Annotated in this window: 12 protein-coding genes; 9 read left to right on the top strand and 3 right to left on the bottom strand. The window is 61.8% G+C overall.

Annotation, left to right across the window (positions count from 1 at the left end):
* Window positions 1-11 precede the first annotated feature (11 nt).
* The gene (locus AB4Z19_RS03590; RefSeq protein WP_442034298.1) at window positions 12-3,098 is read right to left on the bottom strand and encodes a CHASE domain-containing protein; all 3,087 of its coding nucleotides are present in this window, start codon (window positions 3,096-3,098) and stop codon (window positions 12-14) included.
* Window positions 3,099-3,199: 101 nt separating this feature from the next.
* Between AB4Z19_RS03590 and AB4Z19_RS03585 the strand changes: the two genes are divergently transcribed.
* From AB4Z19_RS03585 to AB4Z19_RS03570, 4 genes are all read left to right on the top strand, one after another.
* Entirely contained in the window at window positions 3,200-3,553 is a 354-nt protein-coding gene (locus tag AB4Z19_RS03585; RefSeq protein WP_442034296.1) for a hypothetical protein, read from the top strand.
* Between the two features lie 80 nt (window positions 3,554-3,633).
* Window positions 3,634-4,773: an efflux RND transporter periplasmic adaptor subunit gene (locus tag AB4Z19_RS03580; protein ID WP_442034294.1), complete on the top strand. Its 1,140-nt coding sequence runs from the start codon at window positions 3,634-3,636 to the stop codon at window positions 4,771-4,773.
* Between the two features lie 14 nt (window positions 4,774-4,787).
* Window positions 4,788-7,910, top strand: a complete 3,123-nt coding sequence (locus AB4Z19_RS03575; protein WP_442034292.1) for an efflux RND transporter permease subunit — start codon at window positions 4,788-4,790, stop codon at window positions 7,908-7,910.
* A 92-nt stretch (window positions 7,911-8,002) separates the two neighbouring features.
* A complete protein-coding gene (locus AB4Z19_RS03570; protein WP_442025654.1) occupies window positions 8,003-8,224 on the top strand; it encodes a hypothetical protein in 222 nt (73 codons plus the stop codon).
* A 27-nt stretch (window positions 8,225-8,251) separates the two neighbouring features.
* Here AB4Z19_RS03570 and AB4Z19_RS03565 read toward each other — a convergent pair whose 3' ends face one another.
* Window positions 8,252-8,902 (bottom strand): hypothetical protein, encoded by a 651-nt coding sequence (locus AB4Z19_RS03565; RefSeq protein ID WP_442025653.1) that lies wholly within the window; start codon window positions 8,900-8,902, stop codon window positions 8,252-8,254.
* A 111-nt stretch (window positions 8,903-9,013) separates the two neighbouring features.
* On the opposite strand from AB4Z19_RS03565, the gene ypfJ reads away from it, so the two are divergent.
* From ypfJ to AB4Z19_RS03540, 5 genes are all read left to right on the top strand, one after another.
* A complete protein-coding gene (gene ypfJ, locus AB4Z19_RS03560; protein ID WP_442025652.1) occupies window positions 9,014-9,895 on the top strand; it encodes a KPN_02809 family neutral zinc metallopeptidase in 882 nt (293 codons plus the stop codon).
* A 52-nt stretch (window positions 9,896-9,947) separates the two neighbouring features.
* Window positions 9,948-12,038: a prolyl oligopeptidase family serine peptidase gene (locus tag AB4Z19_RS03555; RefSeq protein WP_442025651.1), complete on the top strand. Its 2,091-nt coding sequence runs from the start codon at window positions 9,948-9,950 to the stop codon at window positions 12,036-12,038.
* 116 nt (window positions 12,039-12,154) lie between these two features.
* The gene (locus AB4Z19_RS03550) at window positions 12,155-17,047 is read left to right on the top strand and encodes a HAMP domain-containing protein (RefSeq protein WP_442034290.1); all 4,893 of its coding nucleotides are present in this window, start codon (window positions 12,155-12,157) and stop codon (window positions 17,045-17,047) included.
* 11 nt (window positions 17,048-17,058) lie between these two features.
* The gene (locus AB4Z19_RS03545; protein ID WP_442027840.1) at window positions 17,059-17,907 is read left to right on the top strand and encodes a CheR family methyltransferase; all 849 of its coding nucleotides are present in this window, start codon (window positions 17,059-17,061) and stop codon (window positions 17,905-17,907) included.
* 100 nt (window positions 17,908-18,007) lie between these two features.
* Window positions 18,008-20,338, top strand: a complete 2,331-nt coding sequence (locus AB4Z19_RS03540; protein WP_442034288.1) for a TonB-dependent receptor — start codon at window positions 18,008-18,010, stop codon at window positions 20,336-20,338.
* A 150-nt stretch (window positions 20,339-20,488) separates the two neighbouring features.
* On the opposite strand, the gene AB4Z19_RS03535 is transcribed toward AB4Z19_RS03540, so the two are convergent.
* Window positions 20,489-21,415, bottom strand: a complete 927-nt coding sequence (locus AB4Z19_RS03535) for a LysR family transcriptional regulator (protein ID WP_442034286.1) — start codon at window positions 21,413-21,415, stop codon at window positions 20,489-20,491.
* Between the last annotated feature and the right edge of the window lie 32 nt (window positions 21,416-21,447).

Genomic DNA, 21,447 nt, shown 5'->3' with positions numbered 1-21,447 from the left:
ATATATGCCCGCTACCCCGGCACGTTGGCATTCAACTCCTGGCCGATATGCTCGCGCAGCTTTTCGAGCAGCGGCTGCATGCGGCCCACGATATCACGGGCTTTGGCGATATCGTCCTCCGGGTTCAGGTGCTCAAGTTGCAGGCACAAGTCGGCAAAACTCATCGCGCCAACCGCGCGGGCGGACGATTTGATGCGGTGGCCCAGTTCGGACAGACGCTTCTTGTCTTCCTGCTCCAGCGCGGCGCGCACTTCCACCAGGCCATCGCGCGCCGAGTCGAGGAACATATTGGCGTACTTGCGCATTTTCTCCGGCTTGTTACCAAAGGTCTGTGCCAGCATGCGCATATCGAGCAGTTCCTGCGAATTGTCGCGGTTTTCCACCGGTTCCGGCGACGCGAATTGCGCCGTCAGCGCCGCCTGATTCGGCGGCGGTGCGGCCTCCGCGGCGGGCGCAGTGGTGCTGCGCACCTGCGGCGTACGGCCTTCGGCGGCGCGCTGGCTCATCCACTTCGACAGCACGGAGAACAGCAGATTGGGTGCAATCGGCTTGGTAATGAATTCGTCCATACCCGCCGCCAGGCAGCGCGCCTGGTCCTCGCGGCCCGCATTGGCGGTCATCGCGATCACCAGCGTGCCGGACAGCTTGGGATGCGCGCGGATAATGCGCGTGGCTTCGTAGCCGTCCATCACCGGCATCTGCACGTCCATCAGCACGCAATCGAAGTGCTCCTTGAGCAGCAGGTCGATTGCTTCCTTGCCGTTGTTGGCGACGACCACGGTCGCGCCCGAATCCTCCAGCAGCTCCTGCCCCACCTGCTGGCTGAAGATATTGTCCTCCACCAGCAGAATCGACGCGCCGTGGATCGACGCCAGCACATCCGGCTGGATCGCGCTGGTATCGGTCGCTTGCAGCAGATGTGTACCTTTCTGCAGACGCGCGGTGAACCAGAAGGTTGAACCATGACCCGGTTCGCTTTCCACGCCGACCGTACCGCCCATCAATTCCGCCAGCTGCTTGCTGATGACCAGGCCAAGGCCTGTGCCTCCGTATTTGCGGGTGGTCGAGGTGTCGGCCTGGTGGAAAGACTGGAACAGCATCTGCACTTGCGCCGGCGTCATGCCGATGCCGTTATCCTGCACTTCGAAGCGCACCACCGTAGTGTTGTCGCGGTCTTCCACCGGACGGGCGCGGATATAAATGCGGCCATTTTCAGAGAACTTGATCGCATTGCTGACGAAGTTCAGCAGCACCTGTTCCAGGCGCAGCGGGTCGCCGCGCAACTGGTGCGACAGGCCCGGCCAGATTTCGAACACCAGCTCCAGATCTTTGCGCGAAGCCGATTCGCCCAGCTGGTTGGAGATATTGGTCAGCAGCGACTCCAGCGCGAAGTCCAGCACTTCCAGATCCAGCTTGCCTGCCTCGATTTTCGAGAAGTCCAGGATGTCGTTGATGATGCCCAGCAGATGCTGGCCGGAGTGATAGATCTTTTGCAGATAATCCTTCTGCTTCGGATTGGTGACCGACTTCAGCGCCAGGTGCGCCATGCCGATCACGGAATTCATCGGCGTGCGGATCTCGTGGCTCATATTGGACAGGAAATCGCTCTTCGCCTGATTCGCGGCCTGCGCCTGTTCCTTCAACTTATGCAGCTCGGTCACGTCGGTGGACAGCGCAATCACCACCGTGGTTTCCTGATCCAGGTGCACCGGCGCTTTCACCGTCCACAGATGATGAACCACGCCGTCGCGGTCCGTGTACTGGTCTTCGCCTGAGCGCTTCTGGCCATCCTGCAGCACGGTCCGGTCTTCGGCCCACGCCGCGTCAGCCAGGGACACCGGCATCACTTCGCGATCGTAGCGGCCAACGATTTCCTCCACCGGGTGGCCGATCACCTGCGCCATCTTGGCGTTGGCGTAGACGAAGCGGCGTTCCTGGTCCTTCATATAAACGTGGGCGTCGACGTTATCGAGCACACTGTCCAGCAGGCGGCGCTGTTCCTGCGCCTTGCGGCGCTGCGAGTAGAGGCTGAAGAAGTAACTGTAGATCAGCATCGTACCCACCGAGCCCGTGGTAAACGCCACCAGCGGCAACCAGCGATCGAAGCCGACCACCATATCGTCCTTGCGGGCGTAGAACTGGGCCTTCCACAGGCTGCCATTGAAATCGATCGGCAGCACGCTGACGAAGTAATCGCCCGGATCGCCCGGCAGCGCGGCCGGCTTGTCGATCGAGCCGTTGTCGTTGAACAGCAGGCGATCGTCCTTCTCGATTTGCAGGCGGCGCTTCTCGGGATCGGTGGACGCATCCGAATACAGGATCATGTGCACCTGGCGGTCGGCCATTTCGTCGATGGCGCCCTGCACCAGCTTCGACACGCCGAAGCCAATGCCCACCGAGCCCAGATATGCCGCGCGGCGGCTGGACACGTCATGCACCGGCATACCGCGCTTGTACACTGGCAGGCGCATGCCCAGGCCGATATGCGGGAGTGGCTGCTGCACCACCACTGGCTGGCCGGAGGCACTGACCTGGCCGGTGTCGCGCGACAGGTTCATGGCGCGGTCGATGGCCGGATTGGCAGTGATATCCACGCCGAATTTTTCCATCAGCATGCCCATCGGTTCCAGATAACTGAGCGGCGAATAATGCGCACGCTTGCCGCCCGGCTTGATGTCGAATTTGGGATAGCCGAGCGGGGTCAGACTTTTATCGGCGCGCACGGCGGCCACAAAAGCCACGCGGTCGGCATCTTCCACATTGGGCGCATAAGTGACCGCTTCGATTGCCGGGAAATGCTGCGGCATATCCAGGCTTTGCACGTATTGGCGGAATTGCAGGCGGCTCAGGTTATCCGTGGTCTGGAACAGCGCGACGAGGCCACGCACGACGTCCGAATACGACTTCACGCGCGCCGAGATGCTGTACTGCGTGGCGCGGGTCAGATTATCGAAACGCTGCTGCGCATCGTCTTCCACGCCTTTCGCGGCGGTGGCATAGAACGTCGCACCCATGATAAAAGCCAGCAGCAGGCCCAGCCCCCACAACAGGCTGCGTGTTGCCACCAAACCTTTACCCAGGTTCCCAAGTGTACGCATCAGGAATTGTTGAAGTGATCTTGCATTACAGCAGCATACTATTAAAGCGGCCGGGAGCGGAACCTCTTCCACCTATATTAGCCCATGTTATACTTTTACCCATGACCCGAAAGTTCCTCTTCTTCGTAATGGCCATTGTGGTACTCCAGTTCAGCTGGACCGCAATCAGCGCTTATTGCGAACATGAGACGGGCCGCGCCGCGCAGCATTTCGGCCACCATCAGCACACCGCGCATGCTGACGACGTGGCAGACAAGTCCTCGCCACTCGCCAAAAAGCTCGCACCGCACGCCGATTGCGCATCCTGTGCACATATGACGCTTGCATTTGCCAAGGTGGATGCCGTCGCACTGCATCCACTGGACGCCGAGGCCGACCCGCTTGTCGCCGAGGCGCCACTCTCCTCCGCGTATTTACCGCCACCAGAACGCCCCAAATGGACTGCTGCCGCCTAGTTCCGGCAGCGCCACAATTCATCATCCATTGAGCTGACCCGCTGCTGGATTTTCTTCGACTTTTAATTCGGAGCATCTCCATGCAATCCAAGAAACCCATCCTGGGCGTCATTTCGCTCGGCCTGCTGCTGGGCGCAGGCATTCTGTTCCAGGACACAAGCAAGCCTGCCAGCCCCGCAGTCAAGGCGGCAGAAGACTCCATTCCGATGTCGGACCAGCAGATCAAGCTGGCCGGCATCACGTTCGCGAACGCCGGCGCGGCCAGCATCGCTACCGTTGTCCGCCTGCCGGGCGAAGTCAAACTGAATGAAGACCGCACGGCGCACGTGGTCCCGCGCCTGCCCGGCGTAGCGGAATCGGTGTCGGCCGATCTGGGCCAGCGGGTTAAAAAAGGACAGGTACTTGCGGTCATCTCCAGTCCCGAACTGGCCGACCTGCGCAGCGCCCTGCTGGCGGCCGAGAAACGCCTGACACTCGCAAAAATCACGTTCGAACGCGAAGAGCTGCTTTGGCGGGAAAGAATTTCCGCCGAACGGGATTATCTGCAAGCCCGGCAAGCATTCAGCGAGGCCGAAATCCAGGCACAGAGCGCCAAGTCCAAACTGACCGCGCTTGGCGCCGACGTAAGCGAGGGGGCACTCAACCGCTACGTGCTGCGTGCGCCATTTGACAGCGTCGTAGTCGAAAAACATATCACCCAGGGCGAGGCGGTCAAGGAAGACGCCAACGTGTTCCTGCTGTCCGACCTTTCCAGTGTCTGGGTGGAAGTCGTGGTCGCGGCCAGGGACATCGAGGCAGTGCGCGTCGGCGCAGCGGTTGAAATCAGATCCGGCAGCACGGGATCTTCCGCCATCGGCAAGGTGAGTTACGTCGGCAATCTGCTCGGCGAGCAAACCCGCACCGCCAAGGCGCGCGTGGTCATCGACAATCCCGGCACGGCATGGCGCCCTGGCCTGTTCGTGGATGTCTCGCTGGCGCGCGGAAAAAAAGAGGTCGGCGTCGCGGTGCAAGCGGAGGCGATCCACACACTGGAAGGCAAGCCTGTCGTCTTCACGCAAGCGGCAAACGGCTTCAAGGCCAACGCAGTGCGCACCGGGATCAGCGATGGACGCCTGGTCGAAATCCTTGACGGCTTGCCACCCGGTGCTGCGTACGCCGCGGCCGGCAGCTTCGTGATCAAGGCACAGCAAGGCATCGCCAGTGCCGAGCATGGGCACTGAGAGGGAGCACCAGCATGTTTGAGAAAATCATTCGATTCGCCATCCAGCAGCGGTGGCTGGTGATGCTGGCGGTGCTTGGCATGGCCGCGGTTGGCGTCTACAACTACCAGCGCTTGCCGATTGATGCGGTGCCGGACATCACCAATGTCCAGGTGCAGATCAATACGTCCGCAGCGGGATATTCGCCGCTGGAGGTCGAGCAGCGCATTACCTACCCGCTCGAAACCGTCATGGCCGGGCTGCCGAATCTGGAGCAGACACGGTCGCTCTCGCGCTATGGCCTGTCGCAGCTGGCCGTGATCTTCAAGGATGGCACGGACATTTACTTCGCGCGCCAGCTGGTGAACCAGCGCATTCAGGAAGCGAAGGACAGCCTGCCGGACGGCGTGGTCCCGGCCATGGGGCCGATATCGACAGGGCTTGGCGAGATTTATCTCTGGACGCTTGAAAGCGAGCCGGAAAGCGCCTATACGCCAGCGGACCTGCGGGAGATGCAGGACTGGATCATCAAGCCGCAATTGCGCCAGGTATCCGGCGTGGCCGAAATCAATTCGATTGGCGGCTATACGAAGGAGTACCACATCACGCCTGATCCGGCCAAGCTCCGATCGTATGGATTGACGTTGAAGAACGTGTTGACTGCCGTAGACCGCAACAACGGCAATGTCGGCGCGGGCTATATCGAACGGCGCGGCGAGCAGTTGCTGGTGCGCGCGCCGGGCCAGGTCCGCTCGCTGGACGATATCCGCAATACGATTTTGCAAAACGTTCAGGGCGTGCCGATTCGCGTGCGCGACGTCGCCGATGTCGCGCTGGGCCGCGAGCTGCGCACGGGTGCAGCAACCGAGAACGGGCGCGAAGTCGTGCTGGGTACAGTGTTCATGCTGATCGGCGAAAACAGCCGCGCCGTGGCGCAAGCGGTGGCGAAGAAAATGGTGGAGGTCAACCGCTCCCTGCCCGCCGGCGTCAAGGCTGTTCCGGTGTATGACCGGACGGTGCTGGTCGATAAGGCCATCCATACCGTCAAGAAGAACCTGCTGGAAGGCGCTGTGCTGGTCATTGCCATCCTGTTTCTCTTCCTCGGGAATATCCGGGCTGCCGTGATTACGGCGATGGTGATTCCGCTTTCCATGCTGTTCACCTTTACCGGCATGGCCAGCTACAAAGTCAGCGCCAACCTGATGAGTCTTGGTGCGCTGGACTTCGGCATCATTATCGACGGAGCCGTGGTCATCGTGGAAAATTGCGTCCGCAGGCTCGCGCACGCGCAGGAGCAGCGCGGGCGCACGCTGACACTGGACGAGCGCATGCGCGAAGTCTTCGCTGCTGCACAGGAAGCGCGCCGTCCGCTTCTGTTCGGCCAGTTGATCATCATGGTGGTGTATTTGCCGATCTTCGCACTGTCCGGCGTGGAAGGCAAAATGTTCCACCCGATGGCCTTCGCCGTGGTCGCGGCGCTGGCCGGCGCGATGATGCTTTCGCTGACTTTCATTCCTGCTGCGGTGGCACTGTTCATCGGCGAGCGTGTTGCGGAAAAAGAGAATCGCCTGATGGCCATGGCGCGCCGGACATACCAGCCGATGCTTGCCAAGGTCCTCGCCAACGGCGCACTGGTGATCACCACGGCCGCCGTGCTGATCGCCTTGTCGGCCCTGCTGGCAAGCCGCATGGGCAGCGAGTTTGTGCCAAGCCTGAATGAAGGCGACCTCGCCTTGCAGGCATTGCGTATCCCCGGCACCAGCCTGACGCAATCGCTTGAAATGCAGAAGAAGCTGGAAGCCGGGCTGAAGGCGAAGTTCCCGGAAATCGAGCGCATCTTCGCCCGCACCGGCACAGCGGAAATCGCGTCCGACCCGATGCCGCCCAATATCTCGGACGGCTACATCATGCTCAGGCAAAACCGGCCGGACCTGCTCGAAACCATCCAGCAGGAAGCGGAAAAATATGCAGGCAATGCTTACGAGTTCTCGCAACCGATCCAGCTGCGCTTCAACGAGCTGATTTCCGGCGTTCGCAGCGACGTCGCAGTGAAAGTGTATGGCGACGATATGGACGTGCTGGCGCAGACCGGCCAGCAGATCGCCCGGACGTTGCAAAGCATTTCCGGCGCGGCCGAGGTCAAGGTGGAACAGACCGAGGGATTGCCTATGCTGACCGTGGACATCGATCGCGAAAAGACGGCGCGCTATGGTCTGAATATCGCCGATGTGCAGGAAACCGTCGCCATCGCGACCGGCGGCCGCACAGCGGGCGTCAAGTTTGAAGGCGACCGGCGCTTCGATATCGTCGTCCGCTTGCCGGAAGCATTACGCAGCGATGTGGAGGCGCTGAGCCGGCTGCCGATTGCCCTTCCCGGCGGGTCCTTCATCCCGCTGGCGGAAGTCGCCGCGCTGGAGTTTGCGCAGGGACCGAACCAGATTAGCCGCGAAAACGGCAAGCGGCGCATTGTGGTCAGCGTCAACGTCCGGGGCCGCGACGTTGGTGGCTTCGTCAAAGAAGCGGAAGCGGCCATCGCAGCAAACGTGAAGATCCCGGCGGGCTACTGGACCGGCTGGGGCGGCACTTTCGAGCAGCTGCAATCGGCCACGCAGCGCCTGCGGATTGTGGTACCGCTCGCGCTGTTCCTGGTGCTCACCCTGCTGTTCGTGATGTTCAGGGATGTCAGGGATGGACTGCTGGTATTCACCGGGATTCCCTTTGCCCTGACCGGCGGCATTGTTGCGCTTTGGCTGCGCGGCATTCCGCTCTCGATTTCGGCGGCCGTCGGCTTCATCGCGCTGTCCGGCGTAGCCGTGCTGAATGGCCTGGTCATGATCGCCAGTATCCGCAGCTTGCGCGAGGATGGCGCCACCATCGATGACGCTATCACCACCGGCGCGCTGACCAGGCTGCGGCCCGTGCTGATGACGGCGCTGGTCGCCTCGCTCGGCTTCGTGCCGATGGCGCTGGCAACGGGCACCGGTGCGGAAGTCCAGCGTCCGCTTGCCACCGTGGTGATCGGCGGCATCCTGTCATCCACGGCGCTGACACTGCTGGTGCTGCCTGTGCTTTATCGCCTGCTGCAATCCAACAGCGGCGCCGGTTTGTTGGGCGCGTTCCAACAATTCAGGGCGAAGCTATGGCGCCCTGCCCCGTGATCCCGTTGGCATGCTAGATGCATCGTTTGTAGTGAGCGTACAAAGCTGCGTTCACTACCGACTTTTTATCTTTATCTATTAGGAGAAGCATCATGAAAACGTTGATCATCAAAGACCTGAGCGTGAAGGCCATTACGGAAAAACATGAGCGCGAGTTTGCGCGTTCGCTTTCGCGTGAAGAAATGACACGCCTGCACGGCGGGCGCAGCGTGGTGGTCACCGTCGACGGCGGCCGCACACACGGCACCGTCGACGACTTCAGCCTGAATATGGAAATCTTCAAAGGCAATATCGGCGGGCCGATGATCAACTAAGCACCCGGCCGGTGCGTGCTGGATGGATTACTCCAGCCGCACCGCGCGGATCTGCCGTTCCAGCATCTGGCGCGCCAGTTGCGCATCCTTCAGTCCTTCGGTTCCGGGCGCCGCGCGGCGTTCGCATTCGGCCAGCAATTGCGCGGGCTTGGCCGGGTCCAGTTTGGCGCCTGCCGGCGACACGCTAAGCTGGGCATATTTGACGGCCACGCGGCACAGGCCGGGCACGTCCGGCGCCGAGATCAGATCGGCCGGCGACAAATGGGCTGCGTAGTCCATGTCCACCGGTTTGCACGAGCCGCCCAGCCGGAAGTAGGCCTCGTCCAGCGCGCTCACACTGGCCAGCAGCGCTTCCGCATCCTGCACGCTGTAAGCCTTACCCTCGCCGCACTCGGCAAAGATGCGCTGCACCGACGACGGTTCGCCGCGCTGCGCCGCCTTGCGTACCCATTGCTGGGCGGTGCCGCGGTCGCGCGGCTCAAAATACTGGATGAGTTTGAGCATGGCGATGGTGTCGCCTGCCGTCGCCTGCTGCTGGACAGCCGCCAGGCACTTCTGCGTGTAAGCCGCAGGCTGCTGTTGTGCACAGTCCAATTCAGGCACGCGCAGGAAATACACTGCCCCTGCGACTACGGCCCACAGCACTGCTGCCACGATGTACCACCGTCGTGCTTTCACACAACCTCCATTTCTGAGCAAAATGCAATTGTAAAGATTTCCAACAAATCAGGCGCCACACCAGGTCGCCATGTTATATAGTGAAAAACATGGATAACAAAGGAGCAGTACATGCGCTGGGAAGGTAACAGGGAAAGCGACAACGTCGAAGATATGCGCGGCGATGGCGGCGGCGGTGGCGGAGGTTTCGGCTTCGGCGGGCGCTCCATCGGCATCGGCACGATTCTGATCGCACTGGTGGGCTCCTACTTCCTTGGCGTGAGCCCGTCCACCATTCTGAGCCTGTTGAGCGGTGGCGGTCCGGTCGCCGTGCAGCAGCAACAGCCACGCTCGCACAGCACCGATCCAAACGACCGCCAGGCCAAGTTCGTGCGCGTGGTGCTGGCCGATACCGAAGACACCTGGGATGAGCTGTTCAAGCAGCAAGGCGCGCAATACGTGCGGCCCAAGCTCGACCTGTTCACGGGCCGCATTCCAACCGCATGCGGCCAGGGCCTGACCGCCACCGGTCCGTTCTACTGCCCCGGCGACCAGAAAGTCTATATCGACCTTAGTTTCTACAAGCTGATGGAGCAGCGCTTCGGCGTGTCCGGCGAATTCGCCAAGGCTTATGTGATCGCGCACGAGGTGGGCCATCATGTGCAGAACCTGATGGGCATTTCCGAGAAGGTCGACAATGCACGCCGCCGCGCTTCCGAAAAGCAGGCGAACGCGCTGTCGGTGCGCATGGAATTGCAGGCGGACTGCTTTGCCGGCGTGTGGGGCTACCACGCCAACCGCGCGCGCCAGATCCTGGAACAGGGCGATATCGAAACAGCGCTGGCCGCCGCGACCGCAATTGGCGACGATGCGCTGCAGCGACAGGCCACCGGTGAAGTGGTGCCGGATTCCTTCACCCACGGCACCTCCGAACAGCGCGTACGCTGGTTCACGCGCGGCATCAAATCGGGCGATATCGCCCAGTGCAATACCTTCGAGGCCAAGCAACTGTAAGTAGATCCTTCATTGGTGTAGAGTACGTATTCTGCAATCTTGAGGAGACAGAATGCGTTCGTACCGAAAACTGGCCAGCGGCATGGTGCTCGGCCTGGCAGCGCTGGGTCAAGGCCATGCCGAGACCCGGAAGCCCGATCCCTATCTGTGGCTGGAAGACGTAGGCGGCGACAAAGCGCTGGCCTGGGTCAAGGGGCAGAATGCGGTCGCGCTGAAGGAGCTGCAGGCCCGGCCCGAATACCCGGCCATTCACGAACGCCTGCGCACCATCCTCAATTCGAAGGAACGCATTCCCTTCGTCGTCAAGCACGGCGACTTCCTGTACAACTTCTGGCGCGATGCCCAGCACGTGCGCGGCATCTGGCGCCGTACGACCATGGAGCAGTACCAGAAGCCGGCGCCGGCCTGGGAAACCATTATCGATGTCGACCAACTGGCCGCCGATGAAAAGGAAAACTGGGTCTGGCATGGTGTGCACTGCCTGTATCCAAAGGGCGAGCGCTGCCTGGTGTCGCTATCGCGCGGCGGCGGCGATGCGCATGTGGTGCGCGAGTTCGACACCGCCTCGCGCGCTTTCGTGAAAGACGGCTTCACGCTGCCGGAAGCAAAGAGCGATATCGCCTGGATCGACCAGGACACCCTCTTCGTCTCCACCGATTTCGGCGAAGGCTCGATGACCACTTCCGGTTATCCGCGCATCGTGAAGGAATGGAAGCGCGGCACGCCGCTGACGGCCGCACGCACGCTGTACGAAGCGAAGACCGAAGACCTGGGCGTCGGCGCTTACAAGGACTTCACGCCCGATTACGATTTCCAGTTCGTCTCGCGCCAGATCGGCTTCTACAGCAGTGAGCTCTTCCTGCGCGAAGGCGACAAGCTGACCAGGATCGAAAAGCCGGAAGACGCCAATGCCTACACGGTGCGCGACCAGCTGATCATCGACCTGCGCTCCGATTGGGAAGTTGGCGGCCAGCGCTACCCGCAAGGCGCCCTGCTCGCCACCGATTTCCGCAAATTCATGGCCGGCGAGCGCAAGTTCGACGTACTGTTCACGCCAACCCCAACCAGTTCGCTGGACGGTGTCTCCGCCACCAGGAGCAAGCTGCTGCTGAATGTGCTCGACAACGTCAAGAACCGTCTGGTCGAGTACACGCACGTGGATGGCAAATGGCAGCAGCGCAAGGTCGATGCCCCTGCCTTCGGCACGCTGGAAGTCAGCGCCATCGATCCTATCGCCTCAGACGACTACTTCCTGACCGTCACCGACTTCCTGAACCCGACCACCATGTACCTGGCGCACAGCGGCGGCGACCAGCGCTCTTCGCTGAAGTCCCTGCCAGGCTTCTTCGACGCCAGGCCTTATGTGGTCAAGCAGTTTCAGGCCACGTCAAAAGACGGTACGAAGATTCCCTACTTCGTGGTGATGAACAAGCAGGCCAGGCTCGATGGCAAGAACCCCACGGTGCTGTATGGCTATGGCGGTTTTGAAGTATCGATGAAGCCTTTCTACAGCGGCACCACCGGCGAGGCATGGCTGAAGCATGGCGGTGTGTACGTGCTGGCGAATATCCGCGGCGGCGGCGAATTTGGTCCGCGCTGGCACCAGGCCGCACTGAAGGAAAACCGCCAGAAAGCGTTCGACGACTTCATCGCCGTGGCGCAGGATCTCATCAAGCATAAAGTCAGCAGCCCGCGCCACCTCGGCATCATGGGCGGCTCCAACGGCGGTCTGCTGGTCGGCGCCGTGCTGACCCAGCGTCCGGACCTGTTCAATGCTGTGGTGTGCCAGGTCCCGCTGCTGGACATGCAGCGCTACAGCAAGCTGCTGGCCGGCGCTTCCTGGATGGGCGAATACGGCGATCCGGACGATCCCAAGCAGTGGTCCTATATCAGCAAATACTCGCCCTATCAGAACGTATTCAAGGACAAGCACTATCCGCGCATACTGTTCACCACCTCGACCCGCGATGACCGTGTCCATCCCGGCCATGCGCGCAAGATGGTGGCCAAGATGGAGGAACAGGGCCACGATGTGCTGTACTGGGAAAACACGGAAGGCGGCCACGCCGGCGCGGCCAATAACGACCAACAGGCACAAATGTGGGCGCTGACCTATACCTTCCTGTTACAGCAACTGAAGTAAAAATGCAACACCTGCGCAATCGTGCGCAGGGTCCCTCTAAATTGTAATACGCTTGTTCGGCTAAACTACACAAAATTGCCATAATGCATTTTTGGCAAATCCGCCCGGAGGAATACGTGAACGATATGACCGAACTGCCGGAGGAATTGGATCTACGCCTGATCCTTTCCACCCTCATGGCACTCAAAAAAGGCGATTTCTCCGCGCGCATGCCCTCCGACTGGACGGGCGTCTCCGGCAAGATCGCCGACACCCTCAACGAAATTATCGAGAACAACGAACGCATCGTGAAAGCGGTGACGGACGTGAGCCGCGTGGTGGGCCGCGAAGGCCGTCTGACGCAGCGCGCGGCGGTGCCGAACGTGTCCGGTGGCTGGCAGACGATTATCAGCTCCGTCAACACCCTGATCGACGACCTGGTGCGCCCGACCACCGAGATGGCGCGCGTGATCGGCGCCGTGGCGAAGGGCGACTTGTCCCAGACCATGGCGCTGGAAGTGGACGGCCACCCGCTGAAGGGCCAGTACCTGCGCGCCGCAATGACGGCGAACACCATGGTGGAACAGCTGTCCTCCTTCTCCTCCGAGGTGACGCGTGTGGCGCGTGAAGTGGGTACGGAAGGTAAGCTGGGCGGCCAGGCGCAGGTGAAAGGCGTGGCGGGTACCTGGAAAGACTTGACCGACTCCGTGAACTCCATGGCAGGTAACCTGACGTCGCAGGTGCGTAACATCGCGGAGGTGACCACCGCCGTGGCAAACGGCGACTTGTCCAAGAAGATTACGGTGGACGTGCGCGGCGAAATCCTGCAGCTGAAAGACACCATCAACGTGATGGTGGACCAGCTGCGTTCCTTCGCATCGGAAGTGACCCGCGTGGCGCGCGAGGTGGGTACGGAGGGTAAGCTGGGCGGCCAGGCCTATGTGCCGGGCGTGGGCGGTACCTGGAAGGACTTGACCGATAACGTGAACTTCATGGCGTCCAACCTGACGGGCCAGGTGCGTAACATCGCGGCGGTGACGACCGCGGTGGCAAACGGCGACTTGTCCAAGAAGATTACCGTGGACGTGAAGGGCGAGATTCTGGAACTGAAGAACACCATCAACGTGATGGTGGACCAGCTGTCATCGTTCGCATCCGAAGTGACGCGCGTGGCGCGAGAGGTGGGTACGGAAGGTAAGCTGGGCGGCCAGGCGCAGGTGAAGGGCGTGGCCGGTACGTGGAAGGATTTGACCGACTCCGTGAACTCCATGGCAGGCAACCTGACCGGCCAGGTGCGTAATATCGCGGAGGTGACCACCGCCGTGGCAAACGGCGACTTGTCCAAGAAGATTACCGTGGACGTTAAGGGAGAGATTCTGGAACTGAAAAACACCATCAACGTGATGGTGGACCAGTTGAACTCCTTCGCATCGGAAGTGACCCGCGTGGCGCGAGAGGTGGGTACGGAAGGTAAGCTGGGCGGCCAGGCAAACGTGCCAGGCGTTGCGGGTACCTGGAAAGACTTGACCGACGGCGTGAACTCCATGGCGGGTAACCTGACGGGCCAGGTGCGTAATATCGCGGAGGTGACCACCGCCGTGGCAAACGGCGACCTGTCCAAGAAGATTACCGTGGACGTTAAAGGTGAGATTCTGGAACTGAAGAACACCATTAACGTCATGGTGGACCAGTTGTCCTCTTTCGCATCCGAAGTGACCCGCGTGGCACGTGAGGTGGGTACGGAAGGTAAGCTGGGCGGCCAGGCCTATGTGCCGGGCGTCGGCGGTACCTGGAAGGACTTGACCGACAACGTGAACTTCATGGCGTCCAACCTGACGGGCCAGGTGCGTAATATCGCGGCGGTGACCACCGCTGTGGCACGCGGCGACTTGTCCAAGAAGATTACCGTGGACGTGAAGGGCGAGATCCTGGAACTGAAAGACACCATCAACGTGATGGTGGACCAGTTGTCCTCCTTCGCATCGGAAGTGACCCGTGTGGCGCGCGAGGTGGGTACGGAAGGTAAGCTGGGCGGCCAGGCAAACGTGTCCGGTGTAGCGGGTACGTGGAAGGACTTGACCGAGAACGTGAACCAGCTGGCGGCAAACCTGACCAACCAGGTGCGCGCGATTGCCGAGGTGGCAACCGCCGTGACGCGCGGCGACTTGTCCCGTTCCATTCAGGTGGAAGCGCGCGGCGAGGTGTCCTACCTGAAGGACAACATCAATGAGATGATCCGCAACCTGAAGGAAACCACGCAGAAGAATGCACAGCAGGACTGGTTGAAAACCAACCTGGCGCGTTTCACCCGCCTGCTGCAAGGCCAGCGCGACCTGCAGGCCGTGACGAAACTGATTTTGTCCGAGCTGGCGCCGCTGGTGTCTGCGCACCACGGCGTGTTCTACATGATGGACTCGCAGACCGCCGACGCCCGCCTGCGCATGATCGCGAGCTACGGCTACCGTTCCTCCCGCAAGCTGCCGACCTCCTTCCTGCCGGGCGAAGGCCTGGTGGGCCAGTGCGCGCTGGAGAAAGTGCGTATCTGGCTGACCGACGTACCGCGCGATTACATCGTCGTTAGCTCCGGCCTGGGTGCGGCGCCGCCAACCAATATCGTGGTGCTGCCGATTCTGTTCGAACAGCAGGTGAAGGCGGTGATCGAGATTGCGTCGCTGGACCGCTTTACCGAAACCCACCTGTCCTTCCTCGACCAGCTGATGGAATCCATCGGCGTGGTGCTGAACACCATCGAGGCGAACAGCCGTACCGAATCGCTGCTGACCCAGTCCCAGTCGCTGGCGCAGGAACTGCAGCAGACCAACCAGGAGCTGGCGGAGAAAGCGCGTCTGCTGTCCGAGCAGAACATCGAGGTGGAACGTAAGAACCGCGAGGTGGAACAGGCGAAACTGGCGCTGGAAGAAAAGGCGACCCAGCTGGCCCTGTCCTCCAAGTACAAGTCCGAGTTCCTGGCGAATATGTCGCACGAACTGCGGACGCCACTGAACTCCCTGCTGATTCTGGCGCAGCAGCTGGGCGATAACCCGGAAGGCAACCTGTCCGGCAAGCAGGTGGAATTCGCGAAGACGATTCACGGCTCCGGTTCCGACCTGCTGACACTGATTAACGACATTCTGGACCTGTCGAAGATCGAATCCGGTACGGTGACGCTGGACGTGTCGGAATACCGCTTCGCCAACCTGCGCAGCTATGTAGACCGTACCTTCCGCCACATGGCCGAAGCCAAGCACCTCGGCTTCACGGTGGACCTGGGCGAGAACCTGCCGACTTCCCTGATGACCGACGTGACGCGTCTGCAGCAGGTGCTGAAAAACCTGCTGTCCAACGCGTTCAAATTCACCAACCACGGCCAGGTATCCCTGGTCATCGGCATGGTCACCAGCGGCTGGAGCAGCGACCACCCGAATCTGGCGCATGCCGATGCGGTGCTGTCCTTTGGCGTGAGCGACACCGGTGTGGGTATCGCGGCCGACAAGCTGCAGCTGATCTTCGAAGCGTTCCAGCAGGCTGACGGTTCCACCGCGCGCAAATACGGCGGTACGGGCCTGGGCCTGTCGATTTCGCGCGAACTGGCCCGCCTGCTGGGCGGCGAGATTCGCGTCGAATCGACGGTGGGCAGCGGCTCGACCTTTACCCTCTATCTGCCGTACAACCGTTCCGGCTTCGTCTACTACGAAACCAGCCGCCAGCAACCGCAGCGTCCCCCTGCCCTGCCGCAGCCGCCGAAAGTCATCTACACGCCGCCGCTCGACGCGTTGCCGGCGCCAGTGGTCGCTTATGCGGAAGCCGATACGGAAGGCTACGGCTCGACACTGGACGACCGCAACATCACCACGCCAGGCGAACCTTCGGTGCTCATCATCGAGGACGACGAGCGCTTCGCCAAGATCGTGCTCGACTTCGCCCGCGAGAAGAACTTCAAGGGCATCGTTACCCACCAGGGCGACTCGGCACTGAGCCTGGCGCGCGACTACCTGCCGTCCGCCATCCTGCTCGACCTGGACCTGCCGGACATCGATGGCTTCACGGTGCTGGACCGCCTGAAACGCGACCCGAGTACACGCCATATCCCGGTGCACGTGATGTCGGCCTCCCGCGAGCGGGAGCGCGCGCTGCGCTGCGGCGCCATCTCCTACCTGAACAAACCGATCAGCAAGGAAGCCCTGAACGAAGAGTTCACGCGCGTCCAGCGCTTCCTGATGGGCGGCAAACGCAGTCTGCTGGTGGTGGATGACGAAGAAAACCAGCGCGATTCCATCATCCGCCTGATCGGCGATTCGGACGTGGACATCACGGCAGTCGGCACCGGCGAAGAAGCTCTGGCCGCGCTGCGCAATGCCCGCTTCGACTGCGTGGTGCTGGACCTGACTCTGCCCGACATCAGCGGCTTCGACCTGCTGGACATGATCGGCAAGGACGCCAAGCTGCGCGATCTGCCGATCGTGATCAACACGGCGAAAGACCTGAACCGCAAGGAAGTGACAAAGCTGAAGCGCTACGCCAAGACCATCGTCATGAAGGATGCCCGCTCGCCGGAGCGCCTGCTGGACGAAACGGCGCTGTTCCTGCACCGCTCGCAGGCCAGCCTGCCGGAAGCCCAGCGCCGCATGCTGGAGGAAGTGCACGCGGCCGATTCCGGCCTGGCGGGACGCAAAGTGCTGATCGTCGACGATGACTTGCGCAACATCTTCGCCCTGTCCACCCTGCTGGAACGCCAGAAGATGCAGGTGTCCTTCGCAGAGAACGGCCGTGACGGCATCGAGGTGCTGGAGCGCGATCCGAGCATCGAGATCGTCCTGATGGACATCATGATGCCGGAGATGGACGGCTATGACACAATGCGGGCCATCCGCCGCATTCCGAAGTTCCGCTCCCTGCCGATCATTACCCTGACGGCAAAGGCGATGAAGGGCGACCGCGATAAGTGTATTGCGGCCGGCGCTTCGGACTACATCACCAAGCCGGTGGATGTGGCGCAACTGCTGTCCCTGATGCGGGTCTGGCTGCATTGATGGCGGGCGATATGGGCGCCATCGATCAGCTGCGCCGCAGCACAGCTCCGGAACTGGAAGAACTGGAACTGGAACTGCTGCTGGAAGGACTGGTGCGGCGTTATGGCCACGACTTCCGGCTGCACGAGCGCAGCCAGCTGAAACGCAAGCTTTATACAGTGATGCAGCAGCGCGGGCTGCAAACACTGTCGCAGTTGCTGGACCGCACATTGCACGATGCGGCAGTCTGCAGCGCCGTGCTGCGTGCGCTGTCGGTAGCGCCTGCGACGCTGTTCGAAGATCCGCAGGAAGCCATCCTGCTGCGCGAAGCGGCCCAGGCCAGCCTGAGCGGCAGCGCCCTGCCCCGCGTCTGGCTGGCCGATTGCGCGGGCGCCGGGCAGGCGTGGACCACCGCCATCATTCTGCACGAACTGGGCTTGCTGAACCGCGCCGAAATTCACGCCACGGTCTCCAGCGACGAACTGCTGGACGAGGCGGCCGACGCCTCGCTGCCCGTGGCTGCGGTGGCGGCGGGCCATCAGCATTATGTGCAGGCCGGCGGCAAGGGCAAGCTGGAAGAGTATTTCCAGATCCAGGATGGCCGCGCCGTACTGCTGCCCGCGCTGCGCTGCCGGATAAGCTGGGCGCAATATAACCTGGTCACCGACGCCTCCTTCAACGAATTCCAGATGATCGCCTGCCAGCGCGCCATGCCTGCCTTCGGACCGCTGCTGCGGGCGCGCGTGCTCAACTTGTTCCATGAGAGTCTGAGCCTGTTTGGCGCACTGGGTGTCGATCGTCCGTTGGATGAAGCAGACACACTGGCAGCCGACTACCAAGCCTTCGATCCGCCGCATCCCTGGTACAAGCGGGTGGCTTGATCCCCTTTGTGCAAATTTGCACAACGCCCGTGCATGCCTTGTCTTTTGCTCTTTTTGTAAAGCGTGCAAACTCGCTCGCAAAACAACCAGAGGAGACACAATGCAAACCAGGACTATCCGTCTGAAGCGAATCAGTGCGTCTGTCATCATGGCGCTGCCGGCTTTTGCAGCGGACGTCGCATACGCCCAGGCCACAAGCGGGGAAGCGGCGACCGGCGAAATGGACAAGGTGATCGTGACGGCGCGCCGCCGCGAGGAACTGATCCAGGATGTTCCTGGCTCAGTGACCGCGATCTCGGGCGCCCAGATGGAGAAGCTGAACCTGCCCGACATCACCGCGCTGACGGACATCATCCCCAACACCACGTTGAAGGCTTCGCGCGGCACCAACACCACGCTGACGGCCTTCATCCGCGGTATCGGCCAGCAGGACCCGGTGGCAGGCTATGAACAGGGCGTGGGCATTTATCTGGACGACGTCTACCTGGCCCGCCCGCAAGGCGCGCTGACCGATATCTACGACCTGGAACGCATCGAAGTGCTGCGCGGCCCGCAGGGCACGTTGTACGGTCGCAACACGATCGGCGGCGCGGTGAAGTACGTAACCCGCAAGCTGCCCAACAAGACCGTGTTCGACGCCAAGCTCACCTTCGGCGAGTACAACGAGCGCGACGCGGTGCTGAAGGTCAGCACGCCGATCACCGATACCTTCCGCATCGGCGCCACCCTCGCCTCCTTCAATCACGACGGCTATGGCAAGAATGTGCTGAACGGCCGCGAGAACTACAACAAGGACGTGAAAGCCGGGCGCGTCACCGCCGAATTCGCGCCGAACGCCGACCTGTTCATCCGGCTCTCGGCCGACAAGACCAATGACGACTCGCAGCCGAAACAGGGCTATCGCCTGACGCCGGGACCGGCGCCGCTCAATATCCAGCCGCTGGCGGGCGACTACGACACCCGCGCCAACCTGTACAAGGTGAACACCCAGGAACAGGAAGTGATCACCAAGGGCGCATCCCTGCTGGTGGATTACAACATCTCGCCGACGCTGGAGTTCAAGTCGATCACGGCCCACCGCTCCTCGCACTCCATCGCGCCGATCGACTTCGACTCGCTGGAAACGCCGCTGTTCGAAGCGCCCGCCATCTACACCGACAAGCAGGACAGCCAGGAATTCCAGCTGACCTACACCGGCGAGAAGCTGCAAGGCGTGGCCGGCGTGTTCTGGATGAAGACCAACGCCTTCAACGAATTCGACGTGCTGTACAACGCATCGGGCGGCCTGTCGCTGTACACCCTGGACGATATCGACTCCAAGAACTGGGCTGTGTTTGCGGATGCCAGCTACAACGTGACGCCGACCTTCAACGTCAACGTGGGCGGCCGCTATACCCAGGACGAACGCGAAGCACGTATCTTCAAGCGCACCTATCTCGGCCTGGCCGGTTCGCCGACTCTGGGCAACCCGGCCGCCATCGGCCTGGCGCCGAACACGGACCTGGGCAAGAACGACCTGCATCGCAAGGATTCCAAGTTCACGCCGAAACTGGGCTTCGGCTGGAAGTTCGCGCCTGAGCACAATCTGTACGGCACTTACTCGTCCGGCTTCAAGGGCGGCATGTACGACCCGCGTATGGACCTTGCCGCAACGGGCGGCCCGAACACGCCCGCCTCTCTGGCCAAGCGCGCCGGTGTCGATCCGGAAGAAGTGGATTCGGTCGAACTGGGTGTGAAGTCATCCATGAACGGCGGCCGTCTGCAAACCAATCTGGCCGTGTTCTACACCGACTACAAGAATGTGCAGATCCCGGGTTCGATCCCGACCTATGGCGCCAACGGCCAGGTGAACGGCTTCGCGGGCACCCTGACCAATGCGGGCAAGGCCAAGATCAAGGGCGTGGAGCTGGAAGCCATCGCCCGCGTGACGGATGCCTTCACCCTGAACGGCATGCTGAGCTACATCAATGCCGATTACAAGGAATGGATAGTGGCCAGCGGCGCGAACCTGATCAACGTCGCCAGCAGCGCCGAATTCCAGAACACGCCGAAGAAGTCCGGCAGCGTGACCGGCGCTTACGACTGGTCGGTCCCGGTCGCAGGCCGCAACGGCACACTGACCCTGGCGACCACGCTGTCCTACAAGAGCAAGGTGTACCAGGCCGAGATCGTGCGCCCAAGCGGCGTGGCGTCGCTGGATGCGCTGGTGCCGCAGAACCTGGCGCTGGCGCAGAGCGGCTTCTCGCTGTGGGACGCGGGACTTGTGTGGACCAGCAGCGACCGCAATATCCAGGTTGGCCTGCACGCCCGCAATATCGCCGACAAGCGCTACAAGGTGGCAGGTTATGCCTTCGGTGGCTTCTTCAACACCGTGACCACCTATTACGGCGACCCACGCACCATCAAGGGGACGCTCGCAGTGAAGTTCTAAGCAGCGCGGGATGGCGGATCGATGATCCGCCCTACGACGCCGCGTGGGACGGTGGATCGATGATCCGCCATGCAACGCCGCGTGGGGTGGCAACAATCTTCCGCCATGCAACGTTGCGTAGGGCGGGTCATTGACCCGCCGCACGTCGCGTCACGCGGCGCGGGCTGTGGCCTTCGGCTGCAGCCCAAACAAATCCGGATGCGTTTCGGCGTAATCGCGCAGCAGATTCCACACGGCGCGCACGCGCGGCAAGCGATACAGATCTACCGGCGCCACCAGCCAGTAGGCCCGCTCCGCAAATACCTCATCCTGCAGCACCGGCACCAGGCGACCATCATCCGGCACCGCATACGGAGGCGCCATGAACAGGCCCAGGCCCGCCGCGGCAGCTTCCGCCTGCCCCATCATGCCGGTGCAGCACAGGCGGCGGCGCGGCACCACGCCCAGTTCGTCAATGAAGTTCAGCTCATTGCTGGCCAGGCGGTCCTGCACATAATCGACGAAATCATGGCCCGCCAGATCGGCGCGCGAACGGATCGGGCCTCGCCGCGCCAGATAGGCTGGTGAGCCGTACAGATAGAGTTTGAAGGACGCCAGGCGCGTCATCATGTATCGCCCCGTGGATGGCGGGTCCAGCGTCACACCCAGATCGGCTTCCCGGTTGGCGAGATTGGCAAAGCGCGGCTGCACCAGCAAGTCCACCGAGAGATCCGGCTGCTCCTGAAGGAAGCGCGCCAGCAAAGGCGTAATCACGCGCACACCCAGCACCTCCGGCACACCGAGCCGCACTACACCGCGCACAGCGACTTCGGTATCGCTCAACTGATCCTGCGCCGCCAGCACTGCCGCTTCCATCGACTCGGCATGTGGCAGCACCGCGTGCCCCATTTCGGTCAGCTCATAACCCTCGCGCGAACGGTCGAACAGCGTCGCGCCCAGCTGCTGTTCCAGCCGGTCGATACGCCGCGCCACCGTTGTGTGTTCCACTTCCAGGCGCCGCGAAGCGCCGGACAGCGTGCCGGAGCGGGCCAGCTCCAGGAAGAAACGCAGATCGGTCCATTCAGGGAGGGATTTCATATCGCGCAATTGTGCATCAATGAACATGCCGA

Origin of the sequence: Pseudoduganella sp. RAF19 (assembly GCF_052114165.1) — a bacterium.
Lineage (GTDB): Bacteria > Pseudomonadota > Gammaproteobacteria > Burkholderiales > Burkholderiaceae_D > Rugamonas.
Note: the sequence above shows the minus strand (reverse complement) of the source record. Positions and strands in the feature narration are given on the sequence as shown.

Coding starts and splice junctions, on each gene's coding strand:
- AB4Z19_RS03590 (WP_442034298.1), bottom strand. CDS start 3,098: ATGCGTACACTTGGGAACCTGGGTAAAGGTTTGGTGGCAACACGCAGC.
- AB4Z19_RS03585 (WP_442034296.1), top strand. CDS start 3,200: ATGACCCGAAAGTTCCTCTTCTTCGTAATGGCCATTGTGGTACTCCAG.
- AB4Z19_RS03580 (WP_442034294.1), top strand. CDS start 3,634: ATGCAATCCAAGAAACCCATCCTGGGCGTCATTTCGCTCGGCCTGCTG.
- AB4Z19_RS03575 (WP_442034292.1), top strand. CDS start 4,788: ATGTTTGAGAAAATCATTCGATTCGCCATCCAGCAGCGGTGGCTGGTG.
- AB4Z19_RS03570 (WP_442025654.1), top strand. CDS start 8,003: ATGAAAACGTTGATCATCAAAGACCTGAGCGTGAAGGCCATTACGGAA.
- ypfJ (WP_442025652.1), top strand. CDS start 9,014: ATGCGCTGGGAAGGTAACAGGGAAAGCGACAACGTCGAAGATATGCGC.
- AB4Z19_RS03555 (WP_442025651.1), top strand. CDS start 9,948: ATGCGTTCGTACCGAAAACTGGCCAGCGGCATGGTGCTCGGCCTGGCA.
- AB4Z19_RS03545 (WP_442027840.1), top strand. CDS start 17,059: ATGGGCGCCATCGATCAGCTGCGCCGCAGCACAGCTCCGGAACTGGAA.
- AB4Z19_RS03540 (WP_442034288.1), top strand. CDS start 18,008: ATGCAAACCAGGACTATCCGTCTGAAGCGAATCAGTGCGTCTGTCATC.
- AB4Z19_RS03535 (WP_442034286.1), bottom strand. CDS start 21,415: ATGAAATCCCTCCCTGAATGGACCGATCTGCGTTTCTTCCTGGAGCTG.